General features: G+C 48.2%; 22 protein-coding genes. 9 read left to right on the top strand and 13 right to left on the bottom strand.

What is annotated here, in order from left to right; genetic code table 11:
• Positions 1–192: 192 nt before the first annotated feature.
• Both EXW93_RS01170 and EXW93_RS01165 read left to right on the top strand, forming a co-directional pair.
• Positions 193–1749 (top strand): BCCT family transporter, encoded by a 1557-nt coding sequence (locus EXW93_RS01170; protein WP_035399263.1) that lies wholly within the window; start codon positions 193–195, stop codon positions 1747–1749.
• A 90-nt stretch (positions 1750–1839) separates the two neighbouring features.
• Entirely contained in the window at positions 1840–2685 is an 846-nt protein-coding gene (locus tag EXW93_RS01165) for a metallophosphoesterase (RefSeq protein ID WP_023466795.1), read from the top strand.
• Between the two features lie 35 nt (positions 2686–2720).
• Here EXW93_RS01165 and EXW93_RS01160 read toward each other — a convergent pair whose 3' ends face one another.
• Both EXW93_RS01160 and EXW93_RS01155 read right to left on the bottom strand, forming a co-directional pair.
• A complete protein-coding gene (locus EXW93_RS01160) occupies positions 2721–3215 on the bottom strand; it encodes a YwhD family protein (RefSeq protein ID WP_023466794.1) in 495 nt (164 codons plus the stop codon).
• 65 nt (positions 3216–3280) lie between these two features.
• Entirely contained in the window at positions 3281–3805 is a 525-nt protein-coding gene (locus tag EXW93_RS01155; protein ID WP_174315920.1) for a hypothetical protein, read from the bottom strand.
• A gap of 168 nt (positions 3806–3973) precedes the next feature.
• On the opposite strand from EXW93_RS01155, the gene EXW93_RS01150 reads away from it, so the two are divergent.
• Both EXW93_RS01150 and EXW93_RS01145 read left to right on the top strand, forming a co-directional pair.
• Positions 3974–4159: a 2-hydroxymuconate tautomerase gene (locus EXW93_RS01150; protein ID WP_023466792.1), complete on the top strand. Its 186-nt coding sequence runs from the start codon at positions 3974–3976 to the stop codon at positions 4157–4159.
• A 72-nt stretch (positions 4160–4231) separates the two neighbouring features.
• Positions 4232–4876 carry an NAD(P)-dependent oxidoreductase gene (locus tag EXW93_RS01145; RefSeq protein WP_055969945.1) on the top strand — a complete coding sequence of 215 codons (645 nt, stop codon included), beginning with the start codon at positions 4232–4234 and terminating at the stop codon, positions 4874–4876.
• A 54-nt stretch (positions 4877–4930) separates the two neighbouring features.
• Here EXW93_RS01145 and EXW93_RS01140 read toward each other — a convergent pair whose 3' ends face one another.
• The 3 genes from EXW93_RS01140 to EXW93_RS01130 all read right to left on the bottom strand — a co-directional run bounded on the left by EXW93_RS01140 (position 4931) and on the right by EXW93_RS01130 (position 8393).
• Complete coding sequence (locus EXW93_RS01140; RefSeq protein WP_023466789.1) at positions 4931–6109, bottom strand: NupC/NupG family nucleoside CNT transporter; 1179 nt, start codon at positions 6107–6109, stop codon at positions 4931–4933.
• 122 nt (positions 6110–6231) lie between these two features.
• Complete coding sequence (locus EXW93_RS01135; protein WP_174315919.1) at positions 6232–7089, bottom strand: phosphotransferase family protein; 858 nt, start codon at positions 7087–7089, stop codon at positions 6232–6234.
• Positions 7086–8393, bottom strand: coding sequence for an HD domain-containing protein (locus EXW93_RS01130; RefSeq protein WP_023466787.1), 1308 nt, complete (start codon positions 8391–8393; stop codon positions 7086–7088). The genes EXW93_RS01135 and EXW93_RS01130 overlap by 4 nt, the downstream gene beginning before the upstream one ends.
• A 145-nt stretch (positions 8394–8538) precedes the next feature.
• Here EXW93_RS01130 and lipL point away from each other — a divergent pair, with 145 nt between their 5' ends.
• Complete coding sequence (gene lipL / locus EXW93_RS01125) at positions 8539–9360, top strand: octanoyl-[GcvH]:protein N-octanoyltransferase (protein WP_050677301.1); 822 nt, start codon at positions 8539–8541, stop codon at positions 9358–9360.
• A 16-nt stretch (positions 9361–9376) separates the two neighbouring features.
• Entirely contained in the window at positions 9377–10225 is an 849-nt protein-coding gene (locus EXW93_RS01120; protein WP_174315918.1) for a DegV family protein, read from the top strand.
• A gap of 274 nt (positions 10226–10499) precedes the next feature.
• Here the strand turns inward: EXW93_RS01120 and EXW93_RS01115 are convergent, their stop codons facing one another.
• The 8 genes from EXW93_RS01115 to EXW93_RS01080 form a co-directional block, all read right to left on the bottom strand.
• Positions 10500–10715: a hypothetical protein gene (locus EXW93_RS01115; RefSeq protein ID WP_174315917.1), complete on the bottom strand. Its 216-nt coding sequence runs from the start codon at positions 10713–10715 to the stop codon at positions 10500–10502.
• A gap of 49 nt (positions 10716–10764) precedes the next feature.
• The gene (locus tag EXW93_RS01110) at positions 10765–12285 is read right to left on the bottom strand and encodes a flotillin lipid rafts scaffold protein FloT (protein ID WP_023466783.1); all 1521 of its coding nucleotides are present in this window, start codon (positions 12283–12285) and stop codon (positions 10765–10767) included.
• Positions 12282–12803 carry an NfeD family membrane protein gene (locus EXW93_RS01105; RefSeq protein WP_055969938.1) on the bottom strand — a complete coding sequence of 174 codons (522 nt, stop codon included), beginning with the start codon at positions 12801–12803 and terminating at the stop codon, positions 12282–12284. Before EXW93_RS01105 ends, EXW93_RS01110 begins: the two co-directional genes overlap by 4 nt.
• A complete protein-coding gene (locus EXW93_RS01100; RefSeq protein WP_035399178.1) occupies positions 12793–13020 on the bottom strand; it encodes a hypothetical protein in 228 nt (75 codons plus the stop codon). Before EXW93_RS01100 ends, EXW93_RS01105 begins: the two co-directional genes overlap by 11 nt.
• A gap of 152 nt (positions 13021–13172) precedes the next feature.
• Positions 13173–14375: a multidrug effflux MFS transporter gene (locus EXW93_RS01095; protein ID WP_035399180.1), complete on the bottom strand. Its 1203-nt coding sequence runs from the start codon at positions 14373–14375 to the stop codon at positions 13173–13175.
• Positions 14372–15505, bottom strand: coding sequence for a YfbR-like 5'-deoxynucleotidase (locus tag EXW93_RS01090; RefSeq protein WP_023466777.1), 1134 nt, complete (start codon positions 15503–15505; stop codon positions 14372–14374). The genes EXW93_RS01095 and EXW93_RS01090 overlap by 4 nt, the downstream gene beginning before the upstream one ends.
• A gap of 51 nt (positions 15506–15556) precedes the next feature.
• Positions 15557–16321, bottom strand: coding sequence for a TerC family protein (locus EXW93_RS01085; RefSeq protein WP_029343196.1), 765 nt, complete (start codon positions 16319–16321; stop codon positions 15557–15559).
• 165 nt (positions 16322–16486) lie between these two features.
• Positions 16487–17344, bottom strand: a complete 858-nt coding sequence (locus tag EXW93_RS01080; protein ID WP_035399265.1) for a TerC family protein — start codon at positions 17342–17344, stop codon at positions 16487–16489.
• 329 nt (positions 17345–17673) lie between these two features.
• Here EXW93_RS01080 and folE2 point away from each other — a divergent pair, with 329 nt between their 5' ends.
• The 3 genes from folE2 (at position 17674) to EXW93_RS01065 (ending at position 21132) form a co-directional block, all read left to right on the top strand.
• Entirely contained in the window at positions 17674–18579 is a 906-nt protein-coding gene (gene folE2, locus EXW93_RS01075) for a GTP cyclohydrolase FolE2 (protein WP_035399184.1), read from the top strand.
• Positions 18580–18689: 110 nt separating this feature from the next.
• The gene (locus EXW93_RS01070) at positions 18690–20456 is read left to right on the top strand and encodes a LytS/YhcK type 5TM receptor domain-containing protein (protein WP_023466773.1); all 1767 of its coding nucleotides are present in this window, start codon (positions 18690–18692) and stop codon (positions 20454–20456) included.
• Positions 20437–21132 carry a LytR/AlgR family response regulator transcription factor gene (locus EXW93_RS01065; RefSeq protein ID WP_174315916.1) on the top strand — a complete coding sequence of 232 codons (696 nt, stop codon included), beginning with the start codon at positions 20437–20439 and terminating at the stop codon, positions 21130–21132. The genes EXW93_RS01070 and EXW93_RS01065 overlap by 20 nt, the downstream gene beginning before the upstream one ends.
• The last annotated feature ends 66 nt before the right edge of the window (positions 21133–21198 follow it).

Below are 21198 nucleotides of genomic sequence, written 5' to 3'. Positions count from 1 at the left end.
TATCCTTCCATGAAAAACATTGATCTCTTTGTTCTCATTTCCCGGTCGATTTGCTTTTCCACACAAATGTTTGTTACGGTAGTACCCTGCGTGATTAGGTTTTGTTATCGGATCGACGGGGTAATGATAATGTCGTTGCCATCATTTGATACAGAACAACTATGTAAAATTCGAAAGAAGGTGTTGAACACGATGGAAAATAATCGAAAAAGTAAGATCACAAAAGTCTTTATGGTATCCGTCATTTTCTGTGTGCTCTTTACCATATGGGGAATCTTACCGGAATCCCTAATCGGTGCAGCTAGTCTCGGAAATGTCACAGCTAAAGCACAATCCTTTGTTTCTAACGGATTTGGCTGGCTATATCTTCTCGGCATGAGTGCTTTTTTAATCATTGCTATCTTTTTAATCTTTTCCCGCTTCGGTTCGATTCGACTCGGTAAGGATTCGGACCGTCCTGAATATGGTCTCATTTCTTGGTTTGCTATGCTCTTCAGTGCTGGTATGGGAATCGGGCTTGTCTTCTGGGGTGTCTCAGAGCCATTGACGCACTTTCATACACCGCCAGTCGCAACAGATGATCCAACGGAAGCAGCACGCCTCGCGATGCGCTATTCATTCTTCCACTGGGGATTACATCCTTGGGCATTATACGCGATCGTCGCGCTTGCTATCGCTTACTCGACATTCCGAAAAGGACGTCCAGCTACGATTGGTGACACTGTCGCTTCATTGATGAAGCCTCGGTATGCTTCTGCCGGTAAAGGTACCGTCGAAGTACTCGCCATCGTCGCAACAGCATTTGGTGTCGCGACGTCGCTCGGTCTCGGTGCACAACAAATCTCAGGTGGACTGAACTTCCTAACGAGTAGTATTCCTAACTCCTTCCTGACACAAATGATCATCATTGTCGTTGTGTCTGTCCTTTACATGATGAGTGCGGCATCAGGACTCGATAAAGGAATCGTTCGTCTCAGTAACGCCAATATCGTCCTCGCCGTTCTGTTGATGATTGGCGTCCTGTTCCTCGGACCGTTCAGTTTCATCATGGACCTCTTCGTGCAAACAACAGGTGCTTATTTGCAAAACTTACCGGTCATGAGTTTCCGGGCATCTGCCTTTAATCCAGACGAACGAGGCTGGATCAACGATTGGACGATCTTCTACTGGGCATGGTGGATTTCCTGGTCACCATTCGTCGGTACGTTCATCGCCCGTGTCTCGAAAGGACGGACGATTCGTGAGTTCGTCATCGGGATTATGCTCGTCCCAACGATCTTTGGTCTCCTTTGGTTCTCTGTCTTCGGTGGATCAGCGATTTGGAACGAATTGTTCCAAAATGTCGATCTGATCTCGACGGTCAACGATAAAGGAGTCGAAACCGGTATGTTTGCTCTATTTGAAACATTCGGTGGCTTAGGCACGTTCCTTAGCATCGTCGCTGTCTTCTTGATTACGACGTTCTTCATTACTTCGGCTGACTCCGCGACATATGTTCTCGGTATGCTATCGTCTGGTGGTAGTCTCATGCCAAGCTTACGCATCAAGCTTGCTTGGGGTATCATCCAGTCTTCAATCGCCGCCGTCTTACTTTATGCCGGAGGATTGAGTGCCCTACAGGCAGCAGCTGTTCTAGCCGCCTTCCCGTTCATCTTCGTCGTCGGAATGATGGTCATCGCCCTGTTCAAAGATTTATCGGAAGAACCCGATGCGCAAAAAGAAGTCACAGACTTAAAACAAGATGCCTAAATCGTTTTGAATTCCTCCTTCCGTCGCATACGGAAGGAGGTCTTTTTTGTTATCCTGAATTATGCAAAGTAGAAAGAAATGAGGTGGCTCATGCGAAAACGTACACGCTGGTTAGTATCCCTCAGCGTCCTCGCATTAGGAAGCTGGTTTTTATATCGTGAAAATAACATCATTGATGTCTCACAGGTGACGGTTACGTCAAATCGCTTACCGGAAGCATTTGATGGTTATCGTGTCGTCCAAGTAGCAGATTTACATGGCAAGGCGTTCGGGAATGAACAAGAACGACTACTGAAGAAAATTGATCGCGAAAAGCCGGATCTCGTCGTCATGACTGGCGATTTGATTGACTCGAGGCGAAACGGTGAAGAAGCTGCCCTTACACTCATGAAAGCGCTCGTTGATCGATACCCGGTCTACTTCGTCACCGGGAATCATGAGGTTCGGCTCAATCTAACGATTTTGCCAAAGCTTGAGCAACTGGGTGTCACCGTTCTCCGAAATCAATCACGTGTCATCGAATACCAAGGTCAATCAATTTCGCTGATCGGTATCGATGACCCGACGACGACACGGTGGCGCGAAGGGCTATCAGAACCGGATGGCATTCGTCAAAGTCTCGATCAAGCATTGCAAGACGTATCACCTGATGCGTTTCGACTTTTGCTTGCGCATCGTCCGGAATATAAATCCTTGTATGCCGAGCGTTCCGTTGATCTCGTCTTATCCGGTCACGCCCACGGCGGACAGATCCGCCTGCCGTTTACGGAAGGTCTGTATGCGCCTGGTCAAGGATTCTTTCCAACCGTGACGGCAGGTCGCTATCAGGAACAGCAGACCGAACTGATCGTCAGTCGTGGTCTCGGAAACAGCCTGTTTCCGTTTCGTCTGTTCAATCATCCAGAACTCGTCGTCTTGACGCTGAAACGACCATGAAAAAAGAACGTGTGCCGCGGCACACGTTCTTTTGTTTAGACCAACGCTTCATGTAAAGCAGCGTCAGCATTTTCCCACATCTCAGGTTTGTGTGTCTGCAAGAAATCACGTAACAATTCTTTTGAACGCTCATCCATATGATCGACGACAATCCGTCCTTTAAGAGATTTATCCATCTTATTGACGTGATCAGCAAGAATCTTGAATCCGCGACGCGCTTCCGCATCGACTAGCAGATCGCACGCAGCCACACCACCGTAATAGAATCCTTCTGGCTTACGACCGACCGTCACCCAGACGATCCAGTACAGTTTGCCATTCGGCGTATCGGCTTTATCCGTCGTGAACTTGACGCGTTTCTCGATTGCTGCTTTCGCGTGCATCGCACCCATGTCGATGTAAGCTTCACCGTCTTCAGGAGAAATGATGACGGGTGACATACTATTTAAGCTAAGTGTCCCGACACCAAATCCTCCGTGACCGTCTGTAGAGTTATCTGAAATGATATTAAAGTTAATCTTTTTTTCCATCGTGTTTTGTCCCCTTTTAATCCTGTTGCTTCTATCATACCGTATTCCGAGGTGTCTGCAACCAGTCACTCATAACGAAGTAACTGTAATTGTTCCTCTGATGCTCGGCGAATCGTCGGGAGACGATAACACGTCATGGACGCAATTTCCTCATGTGCCGGAGGATTGACCTCTTCAAGATGAAGCAAAGCGCGGTCAAACAGGGTTTGCGCCGCACGACCGAACAAAAAGAGACGTTCCAGCGAAGAACACCGCGACCGAATCGCACGTAACTGATGCGCGAGTTCGCGTACCTTCGCCTCGACCTCTTCTTCCATGTCAGCCGTCGGTTTTCGATTTTGAAACAACGGTTTGAAACGTACATCGTCTTCAAGCAACGTCAACATCCCGTATCGCTTTACTTCTTTTTGATTCAGCAGTTGAGCGAGTTCTTTATCCGTTACGAGTCGTCCGAATGGAATGTTCTGTTCAAAGACGATATCTGCGACTTCGAGTCCTTTAGCACCAGACAACGGATAATTCGTATCTTCCGGTAACGCCCGATCAAAAATCAGTAACGTATGAATCTTCTTCCGTATGATTGCGTCCATATGTCTCTCCTTTTCTGTCGTATGTGTATGACTACCTTCGCTTCCGACAAGAATAGCTCCTACCTTATACCCTTCTTTTTCGAAAACGATGTTCGAATTGACGAATCCCCTATCGAATGCGCTATACTGATGGCGTATCGTCATCATGCTAGAGGGGGAAATGAAGTCATGCCATATGTTACGGTTAAAATGTTATCGGGTCGTACAGTCGAACAAAAACGCGCTTTGATTGAAAAAGTCACGGAAGCGGTGTCGGAAACGACGAATGCTCCTAAAGAAAACATCACGGTCTTCATCGAAGAGATGGAAAAAACAGATTACGGTCAAGCTGGCGTCATGTTCGCGGATAAATAAACAACAAGAGACGTCCGGTCGTTACCGTGCGTCTCTTTTTCCCATCTACTTGATCTCTAAGGAGGAATTCTTATGACTACTGTTACTGTACTTGGTGCGACCGGTCGAACGGGTCGACCTTTGATTGATCGATTATTAGAAGATGGCTACGACGTTCGTGCACTCGTACGTTCCACGTCACCGGGCTTACCCGTCCATGATCGCCTTCATATCCTGACGGGAGATGCGACAAATCCAGATGATCTCGAACAAGCACTCGCAGGAAGTACCGCTGTCTTCAGTTGTCTCGGTACCGATCAACAGCAGGTACTCTCGACAGCGATTCCACATCTCGTCACGAAGATGAAGGACGTAGGTATCGAACGGATCGTCTTCATCGGTACAGCAGGCATTCTCGATGCATCAGAAGAACCAGGAAAGTATCGTTTCCAATCGAGTGAGTCCCGTCGACGCTCGACGATTGCAGCAGAGGATCACTTGAAAGCTTATTTGACCTTAAAGGATGCAGACGTCGACTTCACCGTCATCTGCCCAACACAACTGACGGAAGACAAAGCACTTGCTGCTGACGACCTGTTGATCGAGGCGACACGCTTCACTGCACCGACAGGACCGATTCCCCGGGAAAACGTCGCGCAGTTCGCCGTTGAAGTCTACCGTGACGGAACCCATCATCGCGTCCGTGTCGGGATTGCGTCGCACGGTACGACTAAATGACAGACAAAAAGAGCAATGGATCAATGATCCATTGCTCTTTTATAAGTGTATCTCTTAAAGCAAGACGCTGACGACGATTGCCGTCAAGACACTGACGAGTGTTGCGCCGTAGAGTAACTTCAGACCAAAACTAGCCGCAACGCTTCCTTGGCGGTCGTTCAATCCTTTAACCGCACCAGCGATGATTCCGATTGACGAGAAGTTCGCAAACGAGATCAAGAAGACAGAAACGATTCCGAGTGTGCGTTCCGAGAATTCTTTTGAGTATTCTGGAAGGCTCAACATCGCAACGAATTCGTTCGTGATCAATTTCGTTGCCATGACACTACCGGCACTGACAGCTTCTGCCCATGGAATACCCATGATGAAAGCGAACGGTGCAAAGATGTATCCGAGGATTTCTTGGAACGAGATGTTTAGAACCATCAAGAAGATATCGTTGACCATTCCGATCAAGGCGTTGTAACCAATCAACATTGCACCGACGATGATCGCGACTTTGAATCCATCCATGATGTACTCGCCGAGCATCTCGAAGAACGTTTGTTTTTCTTCGACGATTTCAAGAATATCTTCTTCCGGATCAACCGTGTATGGGTTGATGATCGAGACGATCATGAAACCGCCGAACAAGTTCAAGACGATTGCTGTAACGACATATTTCGGTTCTACCATCGTCATGTATGCACCGACGATCGACATCGAAACAGTCGACATCGCTGACGCACACAATGTGTAGAGACGATTTGCTGGTAATTGACCGATTTGTTTTTTGACTGTGATGAATACTTCTGATTGTCCGATCGCAGCTGAAGCAACCGCGTTGTAAGACTCAAGACGTCCCATACCGTTGACTTTTGATAGGACGAAACCGATACCGCGCATTAAGAGTGGTAAAATCTTCGTGAATTGTAGAATCCCGATCAAAGCAGAGATGAAGACGATCGGGAGCAAAACATTGATGAAGAATGGTTGTGCGCCTTCGTTCGCTAAACCACCGAAGACGAAATCAATTCCGATTGCCGCATAACTAAGCAGTTTTTCAAAGACTTTCGCGACGCCACGAATGACGATATATCCGAACGATGTATTGAGTAAAATGAACCCAAGTACGAGCTGAAGAACTAGCATGACCGCAAGCGGTTTCAATTTGATGCCTTTACGGTTACTGCTGACAAGGAGTGCCAAGCCGAAAACGATAGCCAGTCCGAGTAGTGCGATAAGATATTTCATGAAGTACCCCTCTATCTATTAGTTGTTTATCAGTTGTACATTCGTACGATGTCTGACGTTTAATCTCTTTCCAAGTAATAGAATAATCAATATTTCGAAGAACTACAAGAGGAAAAGTTCATTTAGTAACCGCTTTCGTTATTTTCATAGACTTTCAAGACAAACTTTTCCAAGCGTTCCCGAACATTGTCCTGACTAAGGTTTTGCCTTCCATATGCTTTCCACCCCGGATAGACGTCGATCGTTTCAGGTCCAAAATCAAAAACAGCCCGAATATCCCACGCGTGATCGTAAGAACGTTTCGTCTGTTTGAGGTAACTTTTTAAAAAATGATCCGCCATCTCAATGGATTCAAGCAAGGCAAGATTCAAACGACAATGCGCAAGGTCGACTTCAATGGGACCTACACACGCATTAATCCAATCAATCGTATGGCACGTTCCATTCATTTCGTATAACACATTGACCGGATGAAAATCCCGATGAATGAATCGGATCGTTTGACTTTCGTCCGGTTCGACCGCCAGTAGCTGACGCCATCTCTCCGGATGCTGCGTCCACGTCGGAACGTGACGTTCCGTCGCATACGGCTGATAGACGTATCGAGATTCTGGTACCGGTAGCGCATGGATTGCCGCGAGCATCTGTGCCAATCGTTCGACATACTGCTCATCCACCTGATCAAGCCGGATCTCTCCCGGTGAACGCGTCATATACAACCACGGCGGTACTTCGTCTCTAAAATCAGTTTGATAGTCCAACACATCTGGTGCTAAGTCACCTGCTGCTTGTAACGCAAACACCTCGTGCAAGACAAGATCCGGCTCCTCATGTAGCCAGTCTTGATTCGTATGGACACGAAGAATTCCCTCACCGACCCGAAAAACAAGGGAGGATGTCGCGCCTTTTAAGACTTCGACCTCTCCTCCCTCCTGTCCAAGCTGTTGCAAGATTTTCGTAAGGACAGCGGACGATATCATGATGTCACACTACCAATCAATAACTGGTCGATCTGCATCTTCTCATTCGCATGTTCGCGCAAGTCGTGCAAAATTTCTTGCGGGAAGAACAGCTTCTCATCCGTCTGGCGTGACGTCGCGATGGCTTGAACGAGTGGTGAAACTTGCGAAATCTCTTTCATCTGCCCATCCTTCATCTGTAACATGATCGGTTGCTTACTAATTTCACCGTTATCTCCATATAAATCGTAAGGAAGACGACTGAGTTTATCTTCAAGCAGATAATACGTCGGATTCAAGCCGATTGCTTCAAACAACTCACACAACTTATCGTGGACGAGTTCACGCTTTTCAGCCGGATAATCGACATACTTGAACAACTTTCGGTCAACGAATCGCCTCGAGAGATCAGCAAGGATTGGATCCTGCTCGTTCGCCCACTGCTGAAAGTAAAAGTAGACGATCGTCTCATCGAGCCCAAGGAAATCACGCAACTCCATCTTCTGATCAAATAGCGGCATCAAATGAATCGGTGCAATCGCAAACGGATATGCGGACAGGTACAACTCCTGCGCCCGCTCAAGAATAGCCTTTAATAGGTAATCACTCGACCGTGTTACCGGATGCAGGTAGACTTGCCAATACATCTGATACCTTCGCATGATGTAGTCTTCGATCGAATGCATCCCTGATTGTTTGACAACCATCTGATTATGGGCAGGACGCAATACCCGAAGCATCCGCTCGAGATCGAATTTTCCGTAGCTGACACCGGCAAAGTGCGCATCGCGTAATAAGTAATCCATCCGGTCGACGTCAAGTTGTGAGCTGATCATCGTGACGAGCAGTTGATTCGGATGCGTCTTGTTGATGATAGACGCTACTTCTTCCGCAAATCCGTCTCCGACTTGGTCGAGGACTTTTTTGATTTCTGTATCCCCGAGAATGATTCGCTCTGTCCACGTCTCGTGGTTAACACCAAAGACATTCTCAAACGCGTGCGAAAACGGACCGTGTCCGACATCGTGTAAGAGTGCCGCAGCCAGCGTCAACTCCCGGTACTGATCGTCCCAATCGGCACGACCGTTGAATACATCGATCAGTTGGCGCGTGATTTCATAGACACCGAGCGAATGATGGAACCGTGTGTGCTCCGCTCCATGAAACGTCAAAAAGGATGTTCCCAGTTGCTTGATCCGGCGTAGTCGCTGAAATTCACGTGTACCGATCAGTTGCCAAATTAACTGATCACTGACATAGATATAGCGATGAACAGGATCTTTGAAGACCTTCGTTTCCTTTAATTGTCCTAATGATTGATACATATGTTTCTCTCCTTTAAATCGAGTCTATGTCGTTGTTGTTCGGTTTTGTTTCCAAGGATTCCTGTCTCGCGCGGCGCTTCGCACAGAAACTTTACACACCCTGTGCTATAATGATGTCGCAAATCTACAATAAAGGAACGAGCCTATGGGAATCGAACTCTTAAAACAAGAACATTATCGTATTTTTGATCAAACGTCACTCGGAACTGCTTTCCATGCGACACAATCGTTTGCGATGGACGACACATTATGTGCCTCCGTTGCAACAGAAGGAGCCGCACTCCGCTCTTGGATTCACCACGAAACCGTCGTCCTCGGCATCCAGGATGCCCGTCTTCCTCATCTTGCTGACGGTGTAGCCGTTCTGCATGAACATGGTTTCTCGCCCGTCGTTCGTAACTCAGGTGGTCTTGCCGTCGTCCTCGACGCCGGTGTCTTGAATATTTCACTCGTCTTACCGGAACGCGGTGGGATTGATATCGACAGCGGTTATGAAGCGATGCTTGCGCTCGTTCGCCGCATGTTCGCACAAGAAACGGACGCGATCGTCGCTGGTGAAGTCGTCGGATCGTATTGTCCCGGTTCTTATGACTTATCGATTGCCGGTAAAAAATTCGCTGGTATCTCCCAGCGTCGTGTTCGTGGAGGAGTTGCCGTTCAAATCTATCTTTGTGTCAATGGAAGCGGAAGTCAACGCGCCGCTTTAGTCCGTGACTTTTACGCGGCAGCGCTTCAAGGTGAGACGACGAAATTCGTCTATCCGACTGTCGTTCCGGAAACGATGGCTTCCCTCGAAGAACTACTCGGCATCTCATTGACGGTCGAGGAATGCTTACGTCGTGCGTATGAAGCGTTACTTGCGCTCGGCGCTGATTTGACACCAGCGACTTTGACAGAACTCGAGAACGAGCGGTTCGGTGTCAACTTGAGTCGAATGCTTGATCGAAACGAAAAAGCCCTAGGTTAAGAAAGGAGAGAACGTGATGATCCGATTGATCACAGACAGTGGTGCTGATGCACCAAAAGACATGTTAGATGCTTATGCTTTTACGGTCATGCCGTTCGGCGTATTGATCGACGAAGACACGTTCTTCGATGGAGAATCGATATCTCCGAAACAACTGTATGATAAGATGCGTGACGGTGCAGCACCGAAGACATTCCAGGTAGAAGTCAGCCGGATGGTCGAGGTGTTTACGCGTCACTTCGAACAAGGGGATCCCTTCCTCTACCTCGCCTTCTCGAGCGAATTATCGGGAACATTTCAAACCGCGAAGATGCTAGCAGAGGAACTCGCTGAAAAATATCCGAACGTTCCTTATCTCGTACTCGATACGAAAACCGCTTCGACAGGACAAGGATTGTTCGTTCTCGACGTCGCAGAATACGCACAAACGCATTCGTTTGAAGAAACAGTGGCTTATGCTGAAGCCAAGGTAAATACGATTCGTCATCTGTTTACAGTCGAATCACTCGAATATTTGATGCGCGGTGGACGTGTTTCGCGAGCTAGCGCCTTCATTGGTGGTCTCTTATCGATCTTGCCACTATTGACAGTCGAAGACGGGAAGTTGATCCCAAAAGAGAAGATCCGTGGTCAGAAAAAAGTCATGAACCGGATCGTCGAGTGGATGGAAGAAGCACGCCCTGTGATTGACGGACATCGAATCATGATTGGTCATGGGGATTCGATCGAACGCGCAGAACAATTAAAACAATTGATTGAAGCACAGTTTTCACCAAGCGAAGTCATCTTGACGATCGCCGGCGCAGCGATCGGTTCACATACAGGACCGGGACTCGTCGTCATTGGGTATGACCTTCCACGTTAACGGCATTTATTCTTACTTCATTAAACGAGGCTGACTCAAAAAAAGAATGATTCGTCTGTTCACGCCCTTTCCTCAGGCGAGACACAAGCCAGTTTTCCTGCTTCATTCAAGCAGGAAAGCGGATCTTGTTTGTCTCTGACAGCGCATAAATGCGCTTTTTCCTGTAGGAGTTGCGTGTGACGAGTCATTCTTTTTATTACGAGATAGGGGTGGCAGATCATCATTCTGCCACCCCTATCTTTGTAGAGACTGACTTTTGAGTCAGCTCCGCTTTTTATGAATTGTATCCAAAGAACAGCAGTGCCATGCTTAATCCAAGCGAGGAGACGATGAACACGAGCGCCATCCCACCCATTCCGAAGACTAACAGCTTCGGTAAATCACGTCGCTTCTTCAGAAGGGCAGTTAATAACCCGACGTTGATTAAGAGGACGACGAGGAACGGGAGCAACAGCATCCAGCGCTCTTGCAGTAGAGCTAAACTATCCATGATGAGATATCCTTTCAGAAACTACTTCTACGAGTGCCTAGTTATTATATCAGTCTTCTGTTTTCGACGCTGCCACCGCATCATGGGAATTCAAGTTGACCGTCAACGGTTTTGCTGTTCCTTTACCGGAGAAGTTCTCGATCAACTCTTTGACATCTAATCCTGACGACGCTTTTAACGTTTCTTGCAGTGACGCCATCAAATCCGTTGCGTAACCGGTGACACGGTTCGCACCGCCACCTTCACCACTACCTGTATCAACGACTGTAATTTTATCGATGTTGCCGAGTGGTGCTGCAATCTCTTTCGCGTACTCTGGCATCATCCGAATGACCATGTCGAGAATCGCCGCTTGCCCGAATTGTTCGAACGCCTGCGCGATTTTTTCTTTTGCTTCTGCTTCCGCAAGACCTTTCAGACGAATGATCTCCGCTTCCGTTTCCCCTTGTGCCCGCTCCGCATCCGCTTTTGCAAGACCATCCAGACGAATTCGTTCTGCATCCGCTTTTGCCGATGCTTCGATCCGGTATTTCGTTGCATCTGCTTCCGCATATTGCTTCGCACGGTCCGCTTGGGCAGCTTGTTCAATCGAGTAACGATCCGCGTCAGCGCGTTTTTTGACTTCCGCGTCGTATTGTTTCTCACGACGGAGTATTTCGCGTTCTTCGAGCTCGATTTGTTTTTGACGCTCGATGATTTTGATTTGCATCTGTTGCTCCGTGACTTCTTGTTGTGCGCGTGCATTCTCAAGATCATACGCTTGGTCGGCTTTCGCCTTCGCGATATCTTGTTCGCGACGGTAGTCTGCCATCTTCAACTGATTTTCTTTTTCCGCTTCAGCGATTTCTGTCGCACGTTCGAGTTCTGCTTTTTTCGCATCTTTTGAAGCTTCCGCCCGTTTGATGCGCGTCTCTTTTTCCGCGTCTGCCGTTGCGATATCCGCATCACGGCGCACCTGTGCAATCCGCGGTTTCCCGAGTGATTCTAAGTATCCGTTCTTATCACGGACGTCTTTGATCGTAAACGAAACGATGACGAGTCCCATCTTCGCCAGGTCTTGAGACGCGACCCGCTGGACTTCTTGTGAGAACTTATCACGGTTCTTATAAATTTCTTCGACGGTCATCGACCCGAGAATCGAACGCAAGTGTCCTTCAAGGACTTCACGTGCTTCGCCTTCTCGCTCCTCCTTTGATTTTCCGAGGAACTGCTCCGCTGCCGTCGCAATCTCAGAAATCGAGCTACCGATCTTGATGATCGCTGTACCGTCTGCCATGACCGGTACACCTTGCTCCGTATAGACTTCAGGTGTCGTGACTTCGAGTTTACTCGATAACAAACTCAGCGGTGTCGCCTGTTGGAAGACAGGTAACACGAATGTTCCGCCACCTCGAATAATTTTTACCCGGTTACCGGACTCATCCGTATTGACGTTGCGTCCTCCGAGATAACTACCCGATACGATCAACGCTTCTTCCGGACCGACCGTTCGGTACTTCGTGATGAATAAGACGATTAAGGCAACGATCAACGCGACCGCGACGATCGATACGATTAACACTGGATTCATGTAAACATCTCCTTTTTCCATTGTTGGGGGTACGTCACGACAGACGCGACGCCTTGTTTGATCTCAATGACAAGCACCTTCGTGCCTTGTGGTAAGGCAGGTCCTTCAAACAGAACGGCTGACTTTGATACGCGCCCTGAGACGTCATCAAGTAAGATTTCACCATATCCTTCAGTCGGAATCGGCACGATGACGGTTGCGCTGCGACCTTCTAGCATCTGTTCCGAAAATCCAAGCGACTGTTCAGCTTGTGCCATCGGAACGAATAAAAAGATGTGCATCAGCGTCGTCACTAATAACGCAATCACACTGCTGATGATTAAAATCAACATCGAACGCAGCGGACTGAGCTGTTCGAGTCCGAATCCGATGGCTGACGTGATGATGACAAAAGATAAGATCAACGTGGGATGAAAGATTTGATCGACGCCTGGAATGACGTCTGAGAATAGGATGGACACAAACACACCACAAGCAGCGGCCGCTAACGCATATAAATAAAGTGTACTAACGTCCATCTTCGTTCACCTCGATGTAAGGATGTGAGCCATACAGTTCGTGGTAAGCCCTTTGATAAGCAGCCCGGTTTTCCTCAAACAATAAACGAGCCACTTCTTTGTCTCGTTGATCGATTGCCTCTTCTTGACGACGTAAGTATTTTTTCTGTGCGGCAAAATGACGTGCTAATCTTGCCTCAATCGACGGCTCTCGTTCACGCTGCAACTCCTGTTTCATCGCTCCACTCCTTTCTGAAGTACTGGCTTTCTTTCTCTTCTACGCTTATTTTTTAGAAAATGTTTCAAAATGAATTCCAATTCTTTTCCTTTCATTAAAAGAAAAAAACGTTCATCCCATACAGAGGACAAACGTTTTTGAATAATTAGCGTTTATGAACGATTCGGTCGACGAACAATCAGACCATAATAGAGAATGAGCGCCAGGCAATCTAAGGTCATGATGATCAGTCCCATCGGAACAGCCGATTGTTCTCCCATGATCCCGACGAGTGGTGACACGAGCGAACCGACGAGCATCGGCAAGAGCCCTAAAAGAGCCGAGGCACTGCCTGCCGTTGCTCCGTAATTTTGCATCGCTAAGGTAAAACCGAGCGTCGAGATCAAACCGACGCTTGAAACTACGAAGAATAGTGGAATCATAACGAAGATCAGCTGATTCGTTAACGTCAAGGCGAGGAACAATAAGATGCTCGCACTCGCAACGATCGTCAAACTGATTCGCATCAGCCGCTCTGAATCGACACGACCCGCAAGACGACCGGCGATTTGTGCTGCTAAGATAATTCCGATTCCGTTTAAACCGAACAAAAAACTGAACTGTTGCGGCGAAGCGCCATAAATATTTTGTAAGACGAATGGTGAACCCGAGATGTAGGCAAACATCGCGCCCATGACGAATGCTTGCGCGAACGCATAGCCGATGAAGACGCGATCCGTCAACAAGCGTCCGAACGTCTTCAACGTCGTCGTCAGGTTTCCTTCGACACGTCTATCAAGCGGGAGCGTTTCCGGTAAACGGAGTGCGACGGCAAGTAACATCATTGTGCTTAAAATCGCAAGCAAGTAGAAGACGAAATGCCAGTCACCGAACCGAAGCAACTGTCCCCCGATGACGGGTGCGAGAATCGGTGCCGTTCCGTTGACGAGTGACAAGGCAGCAAAAAACCGCGTCAATTCAGGTCCGTCAAACAAGTCACGAACGATTGCCCGAGAAATGACGATTCCTGACGCTCCAGCTGCCCCTTGGATGAATCGAAGCGCGATCAACACTTCGATCGTCGGTGCCATCGCACAGGCGAGAGAAGCGAGCAGATATGCGAGCAGAGCAACCATCAGCGGTCGTTTACGTCCGCGAACGTCACTCAGCGGACCAACAATCAATTGTCCGAGCGCCATTCCGAGCATACAAGCCGTCAAACTTAATTGGATCAGTGATGCACTCGCATCAAACGAGCGTGACATATCTGGAAAAGCAGGTAGATACATGTCGATCGAGAGCGGTCCGAGTGCAGCAAGCGAACCGAGGATCAAGATCAACGTTAAGCGGCGTGGGGTCATGGTTTCTTTCGTCATGACGTCACGTAATCCAAATCATGCAAGACATAAGCGAGGAAAAAGACGACCGATGGATTTTCATATGTCATCTGAACCTTTTTGAGTTGTGCGCGGTAACCGGTCTCATACTCGACCCCGTTCAACTTCCGTTCCATGTTCATTTTAATCAATGCGTCGAGTTTATCGATCACATCGACCATCTGTCCTTCGTATGTCTCGTCTTTTGCTTCCACGACGAACCGACGGAACGGTGCTCGGATTTCTTTCGGTAGATTATTGATCAACGTCTCTCCTTCTGCCCGTTCGTAAGCTTCGAAGGCTGCTGCTGTGACCGGTGTCGCATGTTTGACAGGTCCAAGAACATCTCCCGTCGTTCCTTCAACGAGATCATGACACAAGAGACGCGAGACGACTTCTTCGATGTCGATCGTGACGCCGTACTTCTCTGATTCAATCAGACCATTGAAGATACCAAGCGAGGCTGCTCGAAACGCATGTGTCGCGTCGTTATCATCAATCGTGTTGAAACGTCCTTTCCAGCGCCGAATCGTATCCATCATCAAGACGTTTTCAATGAAATGAGACATCTCGTCCTCTTCCATGACCGACTGTGTCAAGCGACGGATCGAAACGAGTGGGTGTCGTTCTAGAACAGCCTGTAATTCCGCTGCCTTTTGTTCGAAAAAGACGGACTCTGTCATCCGTGCTTCCCTTCGTGCGTACAACATCGCATCGAACGTATCGATGGCTTCGACGATCCGTCCTTCCGGTGATTCATCTTCTGCATGTACGAGGTATGTCGTAAACGCTGGTTGAAGCGACTTTGAGAGTAAGGCAACGAGCTGTTCACTTGCTTGTTGTTCCATTGCCTGAATGTGTGCATGTAACGTTGGCTCTTTTTTTGTCCGGTGTTTAATTGGTCCAGTGATGACTTCGTTCATATCATGGAATAGAGCTTTTCCGAGCAATGTCAGGCGATCGACTGGTGTTTGCCCGTCTGCTTCTTCTAAATAGCTTGCCATCAAACTGAATAAGGCAACACGAAAGCTGTGACTGGCTGCGTTGTCCGGAAAACGTGGTGCATATTCATCCCACCGTGGAACGTTTTGCATCCGTGTCAGCATTCGAATGAAATTACCGTTTTGCATGAAATCTCTCCTAACGAAAGACGGACAGAGAGTACCCTGCCCGCCATTGTATTATTTTGCTGATTTGGTTGAACTACTTCCGCTACGGAACCAACCGATGATTAAAATCAGGGCAAGTACGACCCAGAAGATCGTTTGCCATAGTGTACTCTCTGGAAACTCATGCGGCAAGACGTCGATTGACGGATGCGCGAGTGTCATGACGACCAGTTTTACACCAACCCATGCAACAAGCCAAAAGGCAGCTTCTTCGATGCCTGGTCGCTTTTGGAGCAAGACGACGAACCAGCTCGCGAAGTAACGCATGATGACGAGACCGATGATCCCACTGAAGAAGACGACCCAGAATTGTCCTGTATTCAGACCACCGATCGTTCCACCAATCATCGGTAGTGTCGTCGCCATGGCGACAGCAGCAAGCGTCGAGTCGACCGCAAACGCTAAATCAGAGAACTCGACTTTAACGACCGTCCACCAAAAGTTCGGTGAGGCTTTTTGTGAGGCAATCGTGTCCGGTACTTGGTGTTTATTCGATCGTGCCTCGACGATTCCTTTAAACGCGACATAAAAGAGATAAATTGCTCCGAGTGCCTGAAGCTCCCAAATCGTCGCTAAGTACGAGGCAAAGAAGATTGCCACGAAACGTAAGACGAGTGCTCCGACGAGACCATAGAAAAGCGCCTTTTTACGTTGATCGTCTGGTAACGGTCGGACGAGGACCGCCATGACCATCGCATTGTCGGCGGATAGTAGTCCTTGCAAAATGATCAGTACGAGCCCGACGGTCGCATACTGTGTAATTAATCCAATATCCATACTAACGAATCCCCTTTATTGTTCAGTCTATTTATTATATGCCGGTCGATCGGAAAGAAAAAGATGAAAGCTCGACTCAAGTACTTAACCTTGTGTTTTATTCCCATTGTTTAAGAAAACCTAACACAAAAAAACGACCCGTCATCGACGGATCGTTTCCATTTCTTATAAGTTTTGATCAACTTTCTTTTCAGCATCTGGATTTGGTTTCGTTTTTGGTGAAGAGAACCAACCCCAAAGAGCAAGACCGACCATGACTGTCCAGAAGAAAGCCTGCCACGGTGTACTGTGGGCAAATCCTTCAGGAAGTTTTAAGGCTTCAAAGATTGTTCCTTCGATTGATGCATGGTATTTCGGGTGTTCGAGCGCAAGAACGGCTAGCTTCACACCAACCCAGGCAACAATCGCAAACGCTGCTGTCTCAAGACCTGGGCGCTCTGCGAGTAATTTAACAAAGACACGTGCTGCGAAACGCATCAAGACGACACCCATCAAACCACCTGTTAAGATGACGATGAAGTGACCTGTGTTCAAACCACCGATTTCGCCTGATCCCCAGTTTGGAAGGGCAACGGCAAGTGCTACTGCTGCAAGAATCGAATCGACAGCAAACGCTAAGTCTGCAAATTCAATCTTCGCAACTGTCCGCCAGAATTCACCTTTTGAAACTGGCTCTTCCGACTTCGGTTCTTCATCTAGCTCATTTTCAGCCCCATGGTTCTCACCGAGCTTTCTGGCTTTAACGGTCTTATAAATATGCCGTAGTCCCATGATGAGCAAGTACGCCGCTCCAAGTGCTTGGATTTGCCAAATATCGACGAGGAACGAAATCGCGAACAATGCCGCGAATCGTAAGACGAACGCTCCAGCTAGTCCATAAAAAAGTGCTTTCTTTTGTTGTTCTCCTGGTAAGTGCTTGACCATGACCGCGAGTACGAGTGCATTATCCGCTGAAAGTAATCCTTCAAGCGCGATCAAGACGAGTACGACCCAGGCATACTGTAATAATAACTGCCAATCCATCTCTGTCATCCCTTTCTCTTACTACCTGTAAAATAAAAAAACTTCAATTATTGACCATGACGAAAAAACAATGATTACACGTTCACCTGAACATATACTATAGGATAGTATACCCGATTGCAAGTAAGTTATTCCTACAGATATAGAATGTGTCGATTTTGAGTCGTGCGAGTTTCGTTTATCGAACGTTCGTGATAAAATTCAAGACAATACTTCTAGCGATGAAAAGATGAAACACATTTGCGGAATCATCAGACTTGCTCGTCTCTAGCATTCCTGTCATGTTATTACTATTGAAACACTACAAAAGGACAAAGGGGCCAATGAATATGTCTACCTACCCGATTACGTTACCAACAAAAGAAGAGCGCCATAAGCTGTTCGGTTCGGTACCACCGATCAAAGGAACAAAACCGACTGAAAAAGATAAGATGGTCGACTTGCAAAATACACCGAAGAACTTCTTGTTCGCACTAGACGCTGTCGGAATCTCGAACGTCAAACATCCTGTCGTCATCCAAGACGGAGACAACACACAAGCGACTGTGGCGACGTTTGAACTGTCGACATCACTCGTACAAGACCGTAAAGGGATCAACATGAGCCGTTTAACGGAGCAACTTGATCAATACCACAACGAAGGTTGGACGGTCACGAACGAGTCACTCATTCAATTCGCGCGTGATTTAGCAGACCGCATGGAACAAACGGAAGGTCAATTGACGATCCGTTATCCATGGTTCTTCACACGTAAAGCACCTGCAACAGGTCTTAGCGGCTTGATGAATGCTGAAGTATGGCAAACAGTCAGCGTCAACACGGAAACGGACGAAGCGACGTTGTCTGTCGGCTTGACGATCAACGTCACGACACTTTGCCCATGTTCAAAAGAAATCAGCGAATACAGTGCTCACAACCAACGTGGTTACGTCACGATGGAAGCATCGTTACGTGATGAAGCAGAAGACTTTGACTGGAAACAATCATTGCTTGATGCTGCGGAATCCAATGCCTCAGCGCCACTTCACCCAGTACTCAAACGTCCGGATGAAAAGCGCGTGACAGAGATGGCATACGAAAATCCACGTTTCGTAGAAGATATGGTTCGCTTGATTGCTGCTGATTTGTACGAAATGGATCCAATCGCTTCGTTCTACGTCGAATGCCGTAACGAAGAAACGATTCACCAACACGACGCGATCGCACGGATCACGTTCGATAAAGACGCACAATAAGTAAGTCTGCCGTACTCCCTCTTAATCCGAGGGAGTACGGCTTTTTTTGTATACCGGCATTGCCCTCCGTTTTGCGAGCGTTTACACTTAACTCGAATGGAGGAATGCACATGTTAGAATTGATTCCTTTTTTACTCGAACGACTTGGTATCATGATCATCTTAGCGTTCATCCTCGCCCAGTGGGGACCGACACGACGGCTACTGCGTCAACCGGAAGCAGGCTGGCAATTCCGTGTTCTCGTCCTGTTTTTTGCGACGTACGGCATTTTAAGTAACTATACAGGGGTCAAAGTCGATTTAGCTGAATTCTTACCCCATGCTTGGCTCGAAGAAGTCGACGGAACATCAGCGATTGCAAACACACGAACGATGATCGTCGTCATCAGCGGACTGCTCGCTGGTCCGCTCGGTGGATTGATGACCGGACTCATCGTCGGGGTTCACCGGTATTCCCTCGGCGGATTCACAGCGTTCGCTTGCGCGCTTTCGACCGTCATCGCCGGTGGTGTCAGCGGTCTCTTACGCTCCTATTGGCGCGACCGTCTCAGTAGCCAAGCATTATTGCCCGTGTGTCTGACTGCTTTTTTAATGCTGTTTGAAATGTCGTTGATTTTACTATTCGCCCGCCCCTTTGATGCGGCAGTCGAACTCGTCCAGTTCATCTTCTTACCGATGACACTGATCAACGTCCTCGGTGTCTGGTTGTTCTTATCGATCATCCGCCTTGCTGCGCGAGAAGAGGAAACGGTTCGGGCACGAGAAGCCGAACGGTCGTTGCATATCGCCGATTTGACGCTTCCGCATCTGACGCGTGGTCTACATATCCATACGGCAGAAGCTGTCGCGGAAATTCTGTTGCAGCAAACGCGAGCCGAAGCCGTCTCACTGACGGATCGTTCCATCATCCTGGCCCATATCGGTATCGGGAGCGACCACCATCAAGCTGGGAGTCACTGGACGACGAAACCGACTGAGCATGTCTTGCAAGACGGACAAGTTCGTCTTGTGACGGAACGACTCGATATCGGCTGTCCCGTAACGGATTGTCCGCTTCAAGCCGGCATCATCGCTCCGCTCATCGTCGGGGAAACGACGATCGGGACGTTGAAAGTCTATTATCCTCATGCCGAATTGCTCGACGCCGTCGAAGTCGAACTCATTGAAGGATTAGCGAAACTGTTCTCGACACAACTAGCACTCGGGAACGCAGAGCGGCAAGCCGGTTTACTGAAGGATGCCGAGATCCGGGCACTCGAAGCACAAATTCATCCCCACTTCCTGTTTAATGCGATCAATACGATTTATGCACTGTGCCGGACGGATGTCGAACAAGCACGCACGTTGTTGCTCGAATTGTCGACGTTCTTCCGCAGTAACCTCCAAGGCGCACGATCGACGAAAATTCCGCTCCAAAAGGAACTCGAGCACATCGAAGCATACACATCTCTTGAAGCCGCTCGTTTTCCGAATCGCCCGTTTCTCGATATCGATTTAGCAGACGAGACGACGGCTTTACTCGTTCCACCGTTCATCTTACAACCATTGATCGAAAATGCGTTCCTTCATGCGTTTTCTTCTGAACAGACAGGATATGTCGGGGTGACGGCATGGTGTGAGGCAGACCAGCTGTGTCTCGAAGTCGTCGACAACGGACGCGGGATTGACGCCTCGCGCCTTGCCCGTCTCGGTCGAGAAGTCGTTCCGTCCTCAGGCACCGGTACCGCATTATTCAATACGGCAGAACGGATTCGAAGTTTATATGGTGAAAAGGGACAGTTTACGATCACGAGTGACGGTCAAAACGGCACGACGATCGCGATTCGTCTCCCGATTGAAGTCAGAAAGGAGATTCAGCATGCGCACCTTGTTGATTGAAGATGAACCGCTCGCACGTGACGAGCTCCGTTATCACGTGACCGCAGCCGGTCTTGAAGTCGTCGGGGAAACCGGTAGTGTCGAGGAAGCCGAACGACTCGTTCGCTCCCTTCAACCCGACTTAGTCTTTCTCGATATCGAGCTGACGGACGGAAGTGGTCTTGAAATCGCTAAACGCTTAAAGTCGATGCCACGTCCTCCGGCTCTTTTGTTTGTGACGGCGTATGATGCTCATGCGCTTGAAGCGTTTGAGCTCAATGCCTATGACTACATCTTGAAACCATATGATCCGGCACGGATTGTCCGTGCGATTGAAAAAGTCGCGCGACCGCTGCCGAAAAAAGCCCCTCGCCTTGAACGTTTAGCCGTCGAGACGGGCGAACAACTGAAATTATTGTCTCCTCAAGATATCAATTATATCGTCGCTGAGAACGGAAAGACGAAGATCGTCACAGAGCACCATGCGTATCCATCGAACGAGACCTTACTCGAACTTGAACGAAAGCTTCAAGATCATCGCTTTTTACGGGTTCACCGCTCATACCTCGTCAACTTATCAGCAATCGATGCCATCGAACCTTGGTTCAACGGAGCCTATAATTTAAAAATTCATCAGATTGATGTGCCAGTCAGTCGGACGTATGTCAAACTACTGAAAGAAGCGCTCGGTATTTGAGCGCTTCTTTTTTGTGATTCAAGGTCCATTTTCAACCTTTCATCGAACGAAACCGACAACTCATCT

It is taken from the genome of Exiguobacterium sp. JMULE1 (genome assembly GCF_013337175.1).
GTDB classification, from domain to species: Bacteria; Bacillota; Bacilli; order Exiguobacteriales; family Exiguobacteriaceae; genus Exiguobacterium_A; species Exiguobacterium_A indicum.
This window is presented reverse-complemented; position numbering and strand designations above follow the sequence as displayed.

Excerpts from the sequence above, each read along its gene's own strand:
- EXW93_RS01170 (WP_035399263.1), top strand. The coding sequence starts at position 193 with ATGGAAAATAATCGAAAAAGTAAGATCACAAAAGTCTTTATGGTATCC.
- EXW93_RS01165 (WP_023466795.1), top strand. The coding sequence starts at position 1,840 with ATGCGAAAACGTACACGCTGGTTAGTATCCCTCAGCGTCCTCGCATTA.
- EXW93_RS01160 (WP_023466794.1), bottom strand. The coding sequence starts at position 3,215 with ATGGAAAAAAAGATTAACTTTAATATCATTTCAGATAACTCTACAGAC.
- EXW93_RS01155 (WP_174315920.1), bottom strand. The coding sequence starts at position 3,805 with ATGGACGCAATCATACGGAAGAAGATTCATACGTTACTGATTTTTGAT.
- EXW93_RS01150 (WP_023466792.1), top strand. The coding sequence starts at position 3,974 with ATGCCATATGTTACGGTTAAAATGTTATCGGGTCGTACAGTCGAACAA.
- EXW93_RS01145 (WP_055969945.1), top strand. The coding sequence starts at position 4,232 with ATGACTACTGTTACTGTACTTGGTGCGACCGGTCGAACGGGTCGACCT.
- EXW93_RS01140 (WP_023466789.1), bottom strand. The coding sequence starts at position 6,109 with ATGAAATATCTTATCGCACTACTCGGACTGGCTATCGTTTTCGGCTTG.
- EXW93_RS01135 (WP_174315919.1), bottom strand. The coding sequence starts at position 7,089 with ATGATATCGTCCGCTGTCCTTACGAAAATCTTGCAACAGCTTGGACAG.
- EXW93_RS01130 (WP_023466787.1), bottom strand. The coding sequence starts at position 8,393 with ATGTATCAATCATTAGGACAATTAAAGGAAACGAAGGTCTTCAAAGAT.
- lipL (WP_050677301.1), top strand. The coding sequence starts at position 8,539 with ATGGGAATCGAACTCTTAAAACAAGAACATTATCGTATTTTTGATCAA.
- EXW93_RS01120 (WP_174315918.1), top strand. The coding sequence starts at position 9,377 with ATGATCCGATTGATCACAGACAGTGGTGCTGATGCACCAAAAGACATG.
- EXW93_RS01115 (WP_174315917.1), bottom strand. The coding sequence starts at position 10,715 with ATGGATAGTTTAGCTCTACTGCAAGAGCGCTGGATGCTGTTGCTCCCG.
- EXW93_RS01110 (WP_023466783.1), bottom strand. The coding sequence starts at position 12,285 with ATGAATCCAGTGTTAATCGTATCGATCGTCGCGGTCGCGTTGATCGTT.
- EXW93_RS01105 (WP_055969938.1), bottom strand. The coding sequence starts at position 12,803 with ATGGACGTTAGTACACTTTATTTATATGCGTTAGCGGCCGCTGCTTGT.
- EXW93_RS01100 (WP_035399178.1), bottom strand. The coding sequence starts at position 13,020 with ATGAAACAGGAGTTGCAGCGTGAACGAGAGCCGTCGATTGAGGCAAGA.
- EXW93_RS01095 (WP_035399180.1), bottom strand. The coding sequence starts at position 14,375 with ATGACGAAAGAAACCATGACCCCACGCCGCTTAACGTTGATCTTGATC.
- EXW93_RS01090 (WP_023466777.1), bottom strand. The coding sequence starts at position 15,505 with ATGCAAAACGGTAATTTCATTCGAATGCTGACACGGATGCAAAACGTT.
- EXW93_RS01085 (WP_029343196.1), bottom strand. The coding sequence starts at position 16,321 with ATGGATATTGGATTAATTACACAGTATGCGACCGTCGGGCTCGTACTG.
- EXW93_RS01080 (WP_035399265.1), bottom strand. The coding sequence starts at position 17,344 with ATGGATTGGCAGTTATTATTACAGTATGCCTGGGTCGTACTCGTCTTG.
- folE2 (WP_035399184.1), top strand. The coding sequence starts at position 17,674 with ATGTCTACCTACCCGATTACGTTACCAACAAAAGAAGAGCGCCATAAG.
- EXW93_RS01070 (WP_023466773.1), top strand. The coding sequence starts at position 18,690 with ATGTTAGAATTGATTCCTTTTTTACTCGAACGACTTGGTATCATGATC.
- EXW93_RS01065 (WP_174315916.1), top strand. The coding sequence starts at position 20,437 with ATGCGCACCTTGTTGATTGAAGATGAACCGCTCGCACGTGACGAGCTC.